Annotated in this window: 11 protein-coding genes; 1 reads left to right on the forward strand and 10 read right to left on the reverse strand. The window is 33.8% G+C overall.

All coding sequences use genetic code 11. The features are described 5' to 3' along the window. The first annotated feature begins 165 nt into the window (after positions 1–165). The gene (locus BN30_RS01775; protein ID WP_019213819.1) at positions 166–1029 is read left to right on the forward strand and encodes a TrmH family RNA methyltransferase; all 864 of its coding nucleotides are present in this window, start codon (positions 166–168) and stop codon (positions 1027–1029) included. Between the two features lie 91 nt (positions 1030–1120). On the opposite strand, the gene BN30_RS01780 is transcribed toward BN30_RS01775, so the two are convergent. The 10 genes from BN30_RS01780 to BN30_RS01835 form a co-directional block, all read right to left on the reverse strand. After that, a complete protein-coding gene (locus tag BN30_RS01780; RefSeq protein ID WP_012797130.1) occupies positions 1121–1651 on the reverse strand; it encodes a DUF7010 family protein in 531 nt (176 codons plus the stop codon). A 268-nt stretch (positions 1652–1919) separates the two neighbouring features. Then, on the reverse strand, positions 1920–2438 hold the full coding sequence (locus BN30_RS10530; RefSeq protein ID WP_019213821.1) for a hypothetical protein: 519 nt from the start codon (positions 2436–2438) through the stop codon (positions 1920–1922). A gap of 364 nt (positions 2439–2802) precedes the next feature. Then, complete coding sequence (gene lysS / locus BN30_RS01800) at positions 2803–4701, reverse strand: lysine--tRNA ligase (protein WP_019213823.1); 1899 nt, start codon at positions 4699–4701, stop codon at positions 2803–2805. Positions 4702–4711: 10 nt separating this feature from the next. Continuing rightward, entirely contained in the window at positions 4712–5185 is a 474-nt protein-coding gene (greA, locus tag BN30_RS01805; protein WP_019213824.1) for a transcription elongation factor GreA, read from the reverse strand. Positions 5186–5333: 148 nt separating this feature from the next. Next, entirely contained in the window at positions 5334–5894 is a 561-nt protein-coding gene (locus BN30_RS09540) for a hypothetical protein (RefSeq protein ID WP_019213825.1), read from the reverse strand. Between the two features lie 31 nt (positions 5895–5925). After that, entirely contained in the window at positions 5926–6438 is a 513-nt protein-coding gene (locus BN30_RS01815; RefSeq protein ID WP_019213826.1) for a GNAT family N-acetyltransferase, read from the reverse strand. A gap of 102 nt (positions 6439–6540) precedes the next feature. Further along, positions 6541–10077 carry a pyruvate:ferredoxin (flavodoxin) oxidoreductase gene (gene nifJ, locus BN30_RS01820; protein WP_019213827.1) on the reverse strand — a complete coding sequence of 1179 codons (3537 nt, stop codon included), beginning with the start codon at positions 10075–10077 and terminating at the stop codon, positions 6541–6543. Between the two features lie 330 nt (positions 10078–10407). Next, a complete protein-coding gene (locus BN30_RS01825; protein WP_019213828.1) occupies positions 10408–10845 on the reverse strand; it encodes a GNAT family N-acetyltransferase in 438 nt (145 codons plus the stop codon). Between the two features lie 131 nt (positions 10846–10976). After that, positions 10977–11483, reverse strand: coding sequence for a hypothetical protein (locus BN30_RS01830; RefSeq protein WP_019213829.1), 507 nt, complete (start codon positions 11481–11483; stop codon positions 10977–10979). Positions 11484–11601: 118 nt separating this feature from the next. Next, positions 11602–12429, reverse strand: a complete 828-nt coding sequence (locus BN30_RS01835; protein WP_019213830.1) for a class I SAM-dependent methyltransferase — start codon at positions 12427–12429, stop codon at positions 11602–11604. Positions 12430–12585: the final 156 nt, after the last annotated feature.

Raw genomic sequence — 12585 nt, forward strand, 5'->3', positions numbered from 1 at the left:
AAGTTTTTTAAAAAATTTTAAAGTTTTTTGTAAATATTTTTACTTTTTATTTACACTCCGCTCCATGTAGTTGTCAAGTAAATTGCTTTACACAAATTTTTTATTCGTCTATATACTTCAATTGCTTTTTCTTTTTTCATGTGCTATAATTTTCTTGGTGATTATATGAAATTTATTGATTTAAACTCTATGAGTGATGAAGAAAGAATCCCTTATATAAAGGAAGTCTTTTCTGGTAAATATACTGAGGCATCAAAAAAGCATCCTGATATCCTTAGTCTTATTAAATTAAATAACAATTCAAGGCCAAATCCATTAAATGAGATTGCTCTTGAAGGTGTTTGGGGGCTGAATTTGATTCTTAAGTACAATAAGAAACTTAATTACTTGGTCATCTGTCCTGAGTACATAAAAACTGCTGAGGCGCAAAGCCTTGTTGCTGAAGCGTTTGATAGAGATGCCAAGCTTTATTTCGTCTCGAAGAAAACTTTTGACTACTTAAGTGAGGAGAAGAACCCTCAAGGCATCATCACGGTCTTCTTTATGAATGAAGGCAGCTTCAAGTCCATTGATCCCACTAAGCCTCTAGTTGTGCTTGACGGTCTTGAAATTCATGGCAATATTGGCACTATACTTAGAACGCTTGATGCGCTTGCCATCTATGATGTTGTCTTTATCAATAGAAAGGTCAGAATCAATCACCCGAAACTTGTTCGCTCCTCTCTTGGAAGCTTTCTTAATATGAATATTATTGATACAAATTTCGATGAACTTTATTCTTATCTAATGGATAATGGCTATACCATTTACTTAACTGATACTGATGCCAAAGCCATATACATGGATACTGAATATAAGGACAAAGTTTGCTTTGTGATTGGCAGCGAAAAATATGGTATATCGCTTCCTTGGTATGAAAAGCGCTATGAGATGATTAAGATACCGATGCATGGTGATTGTGATAGCTTAAATGTTTCGATTGCGACATCAATAATTTTGTATGATTACATGATGCGTTATAAAAGATAAATTATCGTATAAAAAAAGACGATAGAGTTTAATTATCTATCATCTCTTGCGTTTCTATTTAATTATTTGGCTCGACAAACTGGGATTTGTTTTAGTTATCTCCCATTTTCTTTAATTCCATATGTAATACACAAGCAAATACTATCTCAATAATACATGCCGCAACAGCAACCGTTGTGCCGTTTAATGCACATCCTAAAATCAAAGAAATCATCGGAATGGAAATTGCAGCAACTGTATATCCCTTTGATTGATACAACCATGAATAGGGAAATAAATGTGCTCCAAACACCATAGCGTATACCATAATCATCTTTTCCGGAACCGCACTAAACACCCACATAACGATTAATAAATAAACCATTTGATTTAAGGTGAAAATGAAGCCTAATTGTCCAAGTGGATTTTGTTTTGAAAAGATATCCACCTTTATAAGTTTACCAATGAGCCAAGACAGCGGTAATAATGGGCATGAACAGCAAAACACCAATAAATTTTTCATATTCATATTGATATCTAAAATTGACACAAGTACTATCAGAAGCCATATAATCACCGATGCCATGATAAATGGTAATCCTTTTTTCTGCTGAATTGCAATTTCTTTTCTTAATTTATCCATCATTTTCTCCTCCACAAATTCTAATTTATCTAGTTCTATTATATAATATAGTCCCTCGCATGTGTAGACTCTTACAGTAAATATTACAATCTGGTTATCACTGTATTACCATTTATCTTAGCTTTACCCTTTCGTGTAATATACTTTTCAATATCAAAAACATTTCTCTCATCATAATCTTCCAATAACTTGTAATTCTTATGCTTTGTAATATCGAATTTATCAGACAAGAAATGTCTTACTACTCTTAGATAAAAATATACCAATTTTAATAATCTCCGTCTAAGTAATCCTCAAGTTGATATTCTTTCCCATCAACTTCTATAAACCATGTGCTATAAGCATCTATATTTAAAGGATTATCATCAACAACATGAGTTTTATAATACTCTGTATATATACTATACACGAGATTCTTTCTTGTGTCATTCTTATCTATTTTCCCATTATAAAAAGATATATATACAGTAGATACTTTTGTATCTTTTTCCCAATATTTGCTTGCAATTTCATCCATGTGATTGGTATTTATGAGTGGTTTTAATTTATCTATTACTTTTTTTACATCATTAATTTTAAAATTTTCAGATGTAACAAAATTAATATATAAGGATGGTCTTAAAAATTTTATTTGAATCTCACCTATTTTTTTATTTGATGACATCTCTTCTTTAAACAAATGAAATTCTTCACTTTTAACATTTTTTTCTTTAGAACAAGAAGTTATAAATATCAACCCTATCATTAAAGTCACTATTATTAAATTTTTCCTGTTTTTATTTTTCATTTAACCTAACTCCATCTTTTTTTGTAAATATTTCTCTACATCAAAAACATTTCTCTCATCATAATCTTCCAATAACTTGTAATTCTTATGCTTTGTAATATCGAATTTATCAGATAGAAAAGGTATTACTCCTCTTAGCTGGTATATACACTTGCCACCATCCATTACAGTTATTTAATCTTGGCTCATAAGTTCTTTGCCGTTTTTTGGTAATTTAGACCAAAATATTTTTGATTTGATCTTGTTTCTGATGTGTTATATAGATCTAAAGTAGAAACTACGTTTAATAACGTAGTATCATGCTTAATATAAAAATTAAACTGGGATTCATAACAAACCCCAGTTTCATAATTAGCGTATTCTTTTAGTATAATTTTGCTCCTGCTGGTATATGATTATCTACCATTAATAAATGAAGCTTTTCTTTGCCTTCTTCTTCGTGTATTGCTGATAAAAGCATGCCGCATGAGTCTATGCCCATCATGGCTCTTGGTGGAAGGTTGACTATTGCGATAAGTGTTTTGCCTACTAGCTCTTCTGGCTCGTAGTATTCATGTATACCGCTTAATATCACTCTGTCTTCTCCTGTTCCGTCGTCAAGAACAAATTTTAATAATTTCTTTGACTTAGGTACTGCTGAGCACTCTTTTACCTTAACTGCTCTAAAGTCTGATTTAGAAAATGTTTCAAAGTCTACCATATCTTTAAATAATGGTTCTATCTCAACTTTTGAAAAGTCAATCTTTTCATCCGCTTTAACGCTTGCCTTTGGTGCTGCATCTGCATTAGGATCAGCGCCTATTGGCTTCATTGTTGGGAAGAAGATTACGTCTCTTATAGATGCCTGATTTGTTAATAGTATGATTAATCTATCTACACCTATACCAAGTCCGCCTGTTGGTGGAAGACCAACTTCTATAGCGTTTAAGAAGTCTTCGTCCATTGGATGAGCTTCGTCGTCGCCATATTCTTTTTGTCTTAATTGCTCTTCAAATCTTTCTCTTTGATCGATTGGATCGTTTAATTCTGAGAATGCGTTTGCAATTTCCCAGCAATTAGCAAAGGCTTCGAATCTGTTAGTAATTCTTGGGTCATCTGGATTTCTCTTTGCTAATGGAGAAATTTCTACTGGGTGGCCAATGATAAATGTTGGCTGATCCATATATTGTTCGCAGAATTCTTCGAACATTTCGCTAATAACGTGTCCTCTAGTCATGCCAGGTTTTATCTCTAATTTATGTTCTTTAGCTACTTCGATAGCTTCTTCATCTGTATTTATCTTATCAAAGTCAACACCTGTGTGCTCTTTAACTGCATCTTGCATCTTGATTCTTTTCCATGGTGGAGTAAAATCAATAGTTTTGCCTTGATACTCAACTTTTGTAGTTCCCAAAACTTCTTTAGCTACATAAGCAACAAGATTTTCAGTTATTTCCATCATATCGTTATAGTCAGCATATGCTTCGTATAGCTCGATATTAGTAAACTCTGGATTGTGTCTTGTGTCCATACCTTCGTTTCTGAACATCTTACCCATTTCATAAACTTTGTCAAAACCACCAACTATAAGTCTCTTTAGATAAAGCTCGTTCGCTATTCTAAGTGACATATCGATGTTTAGTGCGTTATGATGTGTTAAGAATGGTCTTGCGTTTGCGCCACCAGCAATATTGCCAAGTATAGGTGTTTCTACTTCTAAGTAGCCTAAATTGTCTAAGAATTCTCTAATCTTTTTTATGATTTTATTTCTTAATAAGAATGTTTCTTTTACTTCTGGATTTACGATTAAATCAACGTATCTTTGTCTGTATCTAAGGTCTGGGTCTTTTAATCCGTGCCACTTTTCAGGTAGTATTTGTAAGGATTTGGAAAGTAATGTAAGCTTTTTAGCTTTTATACTGATTTCTCCTGATTGTGTTTTAAAAACTTCGCCTTCAACGCCAACGATGTCGCCCATATCTAAGTATGAGATAATCTTGTAGGCTTCTTCGCCTAATTCGTCAATTTTTGAAAGGATTTGTATTCTGCCTTTCATATCTTGTATGTCCATAAATGAGATCTTGCCGTGGCCTCTCTTTGACATAACTCTACCAGCTAAGGTAACTTCTTTGCCTTCAAATTCTTCAAAGTTATCAGTAATATCTGTTGTGTGATGATCAGGATTGAACTTTTCAATCTTGAATGGGTTCTTGCCTTGATCTTGTAAGTCTTTTAACTTTTGTCTACGAATTTGAAGCATTTCATTTAAATCTGTGTTTTGCATCTTTCAACTCCTATGATATCTTTGTTATTTTATATTTCTTAATACCCGATGGTGCTTCTACTTCAACAACTTGATTTCTTTTTCTGCCTATCATGGCTCTGCCAACAGGGCTTTCATTTGAGATCTTGCCATTAAATGGATCCGCTTCTACAACACCAACGATTTGGTATTCTAAAAACTCGTCTGTATCCAAGTCCTTGAACCTAACATTCGAGCCAACCTTTACCGATTTATTATCTGTATCTCCTGCTTCGTCTATAAGTACTGCATTTCTAAGTATGTTTTCTAGTTTAGCAATTTTTTCTTCAAGTGCCGCTTGATCATTTTTAGCTTGATCATATTCAGCGTTTTCACTTAAGTCTCCGTATCCTAGAGCTATCTTGATCTTTTCGGCAACTTCTCTTCTTGCGACCGTCTTAAGATACTCAAGCTCTTCTTCCTTTTGTTTTAAACCCTCTTCTGTTAAGTATTGTTCTTTGGCCATACATCTCTCCCCTTACATATATATTAACATTGTTATTATATTAGATTTAATCATAATTGTCAAGCATTTTAATCACAATTGTTATCACATTAGCAATGTATATAGACTAAAAAAGATCTAAATAAAACTTAGATCTTTATAATTTTATTTATCTGTTCTTAAGCTCTTCTTCGATAGCCTTTCTTAAGCCAGCCTCATCGTCTGGAAGGTCTTCATTAAATGATGGATCAAGCACAAATAATATACTTGAGTCTTTTTTAAGAATGATGCACTCGCCATCTTCAGAGTCAGAATAGTCTCTAAAAGCTTCGATACCCATGTCATCAAGTATCTTAAATACAAGTTCTAGCTTTTTATTGCGTCTTGTAACATAGTCTTCAAGCTCATCTGTGCCGATGGCATAAGCGCCAATCACTTGATATTTATCGTACATGCCCTTATATTCATTAAGCACGGGATACTCTTCGACATCAACATAAAGATATTCTCTATTTAAAAATATGTCTCTTGATAGAATAAAATCGGCATCGTTAAATTTTAGCTTTAAAAGTGCTGGAAAACCATCTAAATATATTCTATAGTTGTAGCCATCTTCTTCAGGTTTGCAGCTTGGAATGCCTTTTAAAAACTCTTTGTAATCTTTTTCTTCTTTGAACATGCCTATCGAGTAGACAAGGTCAAAGTCTCTGTATAGTCTTAGTAAATACATATAATCAACTCCTTAAAATATATATACCCAATTATAATTTAATCCAGTATCTTTTTGTTGAGTGAAATTCATCTTCTTTTAATATATTTTCAAGTACTCCTCCACACGCTTCTATGGTCTTTGCTGACGCTATATTATTAATGTCGCATGTAATAAGCACTTTTTCATAGTCATGATTTTTATAAAACTTAAGTCCCTCTTTAAGCATAGCTTTTGCAAAACCTTTGCGTCTTTCATCTGGTACTATTGAGTAGCCTATGTGTCCACCAAACTTCATTAAAAAGTCATTTAGTTCAAATCTTAAATTTATCATGCCAATAACTTTGCTCTCATCGTCATCAGTATAAATATATTGCATCGCAGGGACTATTCCATCTGGGCAGGTGCTTTTATTTTCTATTGACTTATTCCTTTCAAGCCACTCATCAAAATCAAGTCTTTCAAGTCCACTAACTCCACAAAATCTTTCTCCTGCTTCTATTATTTTCTCTTTAAATTCTAAAACTATATCTTTATGATTTTTATTTGCTTTAATAAGTTTCATCTCTTCACTTCCTTTTATATATTATAATTTATTGAAGTGTGAATTGCAATAAAAAAGATGCGAAAATCTCTCCTCGCATCTAATTAAATATATTTATTTAAATTATTTATCTAAGCCAGCCATTCTCTTGTAGTTTGCAAGTCTGTCTTTTGCAGATTCTTCAGCTGCTTTGAATAAAATTTCTGCTTCTTCAGGGAAATCCTTTTGAAGTGATGTGTATCTTACTTCAGAGCCTATGAAGTCTTGGAATGATTCTGTAGGATCTTTTGAATCTAGTACAAATGGATTCTTGCCTTCTTTTTCAAGTCTTGGGTCGAATCTGTATAGGTGCCAGTAACCAGCAGCAACGGCTTGTTTTTCTCTGTTAACGCTCTTGCCCATACCGCATTTTAATCCGTGGTTGATACATGGAGCGTAAGCGATGATGATTGATGGTCCATCGTATTCTTCTGCTTCTTTAATTGCTTTTAATGCTTGGTTCATGTTAGCGCCTAGAGCGATTTGAGCAACGTATACGTAGCCATAGCTTGTCATCATTAGACCAAGGTCTTTCTTTCTGATCTTCTTACCAGATGCTGCAAATTTTGCAACAGCTGCTGTTGGAGTAGCTTTTGATGATTGTCCACCTGTATTTGAATAAACTTCTGTATCGAATACAAATACGTTGATGTCTTTACCAGATGCTAGTACGTGATCAAGTCCGCCAAAGCCTATATCATAAGCCCAGCCGTCTCCACCGAATACCCAAACAGATTTTCTAATCATGTAATCTCTTAATTCATCAAGTTGTTCTAGTATTTCGTCTTGAGCTGCGTCTCCAGTTTTCTTATCTAATTTCTTAGCCATCTTAGCATAAGCTTCTTTGCTTACTCTTTCGTCTCTCATATCTGATAACCAAAGTTTGAATGCTTCTTCTAGTTCAGAATCCTTATTGTCTAGAGCGTTGTAGCTTTCCATTAGAGATTTAATTCTGTTTCTATTAACTTCATCAGCTAAAGCAAAACCATAGCCATATTCAGCGTTATCTTCAAATAGTGAGTTAGCCCAAGCAGGTCCCTTGCCGCATTTGTTTACGCAGTATGGAGTTGATGGAGCTGAACCTCCCCAAATTGATGAACAACCAGTTGCATTGGCAATGATCATTCTGTCGCCATATAATTGAGTGATTAACTTAGCATAAGCAGTTTCACCGCAACCAGCGCAAGCGCCTGAGAATTCAAGAAGTGGTTGTTGGAATTGAGATCCCTTAACACTAAATTTATCCATAACGTCGTCTTTAACTTCAACTTCGTCCATAGCGAAATCCCAATTTTCATTTTCTACTTCTGCAATGTCTTCGAAATGAACCATTTCTAGTGCTTTATCCTTAGCTGGACAAATGTCAGCGCAGTTACCGCAACCTGTACAGTCAAGTGAAGATACTTGCATTCTGTATTGTAATCCTTCTAGTCCCTTGCCTTTAGCTTCGATTGTTTCAAATGTTTCAGGAGCCTTAGCAGCTTCATCTGCGTTTAAAAGTATTGGTCTAATTACAGCGTGTGGGCAGATGTATGAACATTGGTTACATTGGATACAATTTTCTTTCTTCCAATGTGGTAGGTTAACAGCGATAGCTCTCTTTTCGAACTTAGCTGTACCATTTTCAAAAGTACCGTCTTCAATACCTATAAACTTAGATACTGGAAGAGTGTCACCCTTTTGAGCGTTCATTACTTCAGCAACTTCTTCAAAGAATTTAGTAGTTTCTTTCTTTTCTTCTTTTTCGTCTTTTAAGTCTTTCCAGCTTTGTGGATATTTAATTTCTTTTAATTCTTCAATACCCTTATCAACTGCTTGGTAGTTCATGTTAACTACTTTTTCACCCTTACGTCCATAAGATTTAACGATAGAGTCTTTTAAGTGAGCAATTGCTTCGTCAAGAGGAAGTACTTCAGATAACTTGAAGAATGCAGCTTGCATAATCATGTTAGTTCTTCCGCCTAGACCGATTTCTTCAGCTATTCTAGTTGCGTTTATTGTGTAGAACTTAGCATTGTGCTCAGCAATAGAGCGTTTTAAGCTGTTAGGTAAGTTTTCTTCTAGTTCCTTTTCGTCCCAAATGCAGTTTAATAAGAATGTTCCGCCATCTTTAAGTCCATCTAATAAATCATATAGATTGATGTAAGATTGTTTTGAACAGCTTATGAAGTCTGCGTGACTGATTAGGTATGTTGATTTGATAGGTGATTTACCGAATCTTAAGTGAGAAACAGTTACACCACCTGATTTTTTAGAGTCATAAGCAAAGTAGCCTTGTGCGTATAAATCAGTGTTATCACCGATAATCTTGATAGCTGATTTGTTAGCACCTACTGTACCGTCTGAACCGAAGCCCCAGAATTTACACTTGATAGTTCCTTCTGGTTCTGTATTTATAATTTTCTTAATTTCTAGTGATTTATGAGTAACGTCATCATTGATACCAATAGTGAAGCCATTGATAGGGTTTGATGATTCTAAGTTTTCATATACAGATAAGATTTGTGAAGGAGTAGTATCCTTTGAACCTAAACCGTATCTACCACCAACGATAAGTGGCTTAGTATCTGCATCGTAGAACATTGACTTAACGTCAAGATATAGTGGTTCGCCTAGAGCGCCCTTTTCCTTAGTTCTATCTAGAACAGCGATTCTCTTAACTGTCTTTGGATATACATCGAAGAAGTATTTCTTAGAGAATGGTCTATATAGTCTAACCTTGATAAGACCAACTTTTTTGCCGTTGCTGTTTAAATAATCAACAGTTTCTTCAACTGTATCAGTTACAGAACCCATAGCAACGATGATGTCTTCAGCATCTTCAGCTCCGTAGTAGTTGAATGGTTTGTATTCTCTTCCTGTAATCTTTGAAAGTTCCTTCATGTAGTCAGCAGCTATTTCTACGATATCTTCATAGTGTTTGTTAGATGCTTCTGCAGCTTGGAAATAGATATCAGGGTTTTGAGCAGTACCTCTTGTTACTGGATGTTCAGGGTTCAAAGCGTTTTCTCTGAACTTTCTTAGAGCGTCCTTGTCAAGAAGTTTCTTTAGATCTTCATAGTCGATTACTTCAATTTTTTGAATTTCGTGAGAAGTTCTAAATCCGTCGAAGAAGTGTAAGAATGGTACTCTTCCCTTGATTGCTGAAAGGTGAGCAACACTTGCTAGGTCCATAACTTCTTGTACTGAACCAGATGCTAACATAGCAAATCCAGTTTGACGGCATGCCATAACGTCTTGGTGGTCACCAAATATGCTTAGAGCGTGTGATGCTAAAGCTCTAGCTGATACGTGGAATACACCTGGAAGTAATTCGCCAGCGATCTTATACATATTAGGTATCATAAGTAGAAGACCTTGTGAAGCTGTATATGTAGTAGTCAATGCACCTGCTTGTAATGATCCGTGTACAGCACCTGCTGCACCAGCTTCAGATTGCATTTCTTGAACTAAAACTCTTTCGCCAAATATGTTTGTCTTGCCATGAGCAGACCAACTGTCAACAGCTTCAGCCATATTTGATGAAGGAGTTATTGGGTAGATGGCAGCAACTTCTGTAAATGCATATGATACATAAGCAGCGGCTGTGTTACCATCCATGGTTTTAAATTGTTTTGCCATTTTTATTCCTCCTATTAAAATTATTATCTTTTACATGTTCAATTATATATCAAAGGCAAAAGTTTTGCAAGAAAATTTTATAAATGTGATTTAGATCACCTATAAGATTTTCTTATATTAAAAAATTTTATATATTTTTTTATTTTTATGTTCTTGGATTTAATATTATTATAAATTTTAATGATAATATTTTTATTCATATTAAGTAGTCATAAGCAATTAAAAAAAGATACTTAAATTAACTAAGTATCTTTTCTGAAAATTCATATATATCTTTTCTTTTTGGAGCAATGCCAACTATCTCATAAGTATCAACTTGATAGAAAGCTGCTAAAATTTATGGTAGAAGCATGAGGAATCTTCCAAATCCCAAGCACCTTGTTTTACGTAAAAATAGTAGGCTCGCGAATTTTTTAAAGTAGTAAAAAACGCACCACTTATACCTTTTTGCTTCAATTGTTTTATACTCGTTTGGTAAAGTTCTTTTGATAGACCAGTCCCTCTATATTCTTCAGAAACAAAAAACTCATCAATATAAAAAGTTGATTCAGTAGCATATCTTCTTATATGACCAATTATTGCACCAATTATTTTATTTCCATCGACAATTACATTGCCAAAAAATTTAGGGAAGCCTAAAATATCGCTTAAGGATTCTAGGGCTGTTTCTTTTGTCCATTTATTATTCCAAGGTGGAGCATTGTAGACATCTACCATTAACTTTGCTAATTCTTCTAAATCTGATTTTGATATTTTTCTAATTTCCAAATTGTTCTCCTTGTGATTCTTTACTTAAATTTATTTTATTTATTATTATCGTATATCAGTCTCATTTTTTAAAGTGTTATTTCTCGAACTTCTTTGTGTAACAAGTTTCGTCATACATTTAAAATTTTATTTTATAATCCAAGTAGAATCACTAGCCACGCTTGGACTATAGATGCGATTGGAATTATCAAAAATGGCGTTAAGATAAAATGTTCTTTAATAGCCAAATGTTTCATCCAATTTCCAAATTCGTAGTCTTCATGTCCTTCTGTACCTGGTATCACTATCTTATCCTTGTACTTTCCTTGGAACAAAATTACATCCAATAGAAAGAAATCTCCCAAGTTTAATATTGTCCACTGAATATAGCTCATCCAGAAAAGATCTCTAAGTCCTCTTATTCCCGTATGTAAAAGAGAGGTCACTCCATATATAAATACGATTCCTAAAATTATAAATGTAAGTATTAAATTTATTCTTTTTTCTTCTTTTGTCATCTTTTCTGGAGCCGAATTTTGTATTTTCTTTGGATAGGAATCAAAGAAAAATCTCGGGTTAATCAGTACAAAAGCTGCCACTGCACCGTTAAAAATAGCAGCCATTGCAATTCCATCTAATATTGCTCTTGTTATATCCATAATATTCTCCTTATTTATTTTCCAAAAAGATTTTTAGTTTCTCCGCGTATTCTTTGGGATGATCGTGGAGAAATTGTCCATGACCCATAAATTTTGTTTTAGTAATTTATATACAAATTTATTTTCTCCCAATAAGAAGCGTCGAACCGGAAAGTCCCAGCAAAATAGCTTCTTTGTGATTCATAAAAAGACCCTTTGTTGTATCAATTAATTTCACATCTTCGTAGCCATCTTTTTTCAGCTTTTCAATAAATTTATTCATATCTCCATATCTTGACTTGCTCATCAAATCATGAATAACAAAAACTCCACCTTTTTTAAGTACACGAAATGTTTCCAGTAAAAGTTTTTGTTTGTTTTTTCCTACAATGTTGTGATAAACATAGTTGCTTGTCACTGCATCAAAACTTTCATCTTCAAATGGAAGATTCACTGCATTTCCTTCTTCAAATCTCACATTTGCTACTCCCTCAGCCCTAGCATTGTCCTGGCAGAGCTTCTTTGAGAATTCACTCTTGTATGGACCACTCCATATATCACAACCCACCATGATTGCTCCTGGATTTTTCTTTGCACAGGCTATAGTAAGTGCGCCACTGCCGCAGCCCACATCTAAGCCCACTCCACCATCTTGGATTTTTAAATAGTCAGCAGTCCCTTCTATAATGACTTTAGCGAGCTTTCTTTTGCCCTTGTAATCAAAGCTCTTATATAAGATGCTAAGCCAGAAAGTAAGTAATATAAGTATTAGGCACAATGCCCCTAGGATAAATCCGCAGATAATCCTTGGCCTTCCTTGAAGAACTAGGTCACTTGCACCAAATATACCAAACAAAACAAGACTTACTAGACTTTCACAAATCTTAGCGACCAAGAGTCTTTTAGGCATCCAGTTTTTGTAGTCAGCTTTTATTTTCTTGTCATCATTAAAATCAAATTGTTTCATAAGATTTTCTCCTCATGATAAATAATTTAATAAAATTTTCCTTTATCTTCTAATATAATAATTTAATTCACAGCTTTATAATATTATTATAAATATATGTTAGCACTAGCTAATTAATTTGTCAAGCACTTTATATAAATAATTAAATAAACCTTG

The sequence above is a fragment of the Fenollaria massiliensis genome (assembly GCF_000312505.2).
GTDB classification, from domain to species: domain Bacteria; phylum Bacillota; class Clostridia; order Tissierellales; family Peptoniphilaceae; genus Fenollaria; species Fenollaria massiliensis.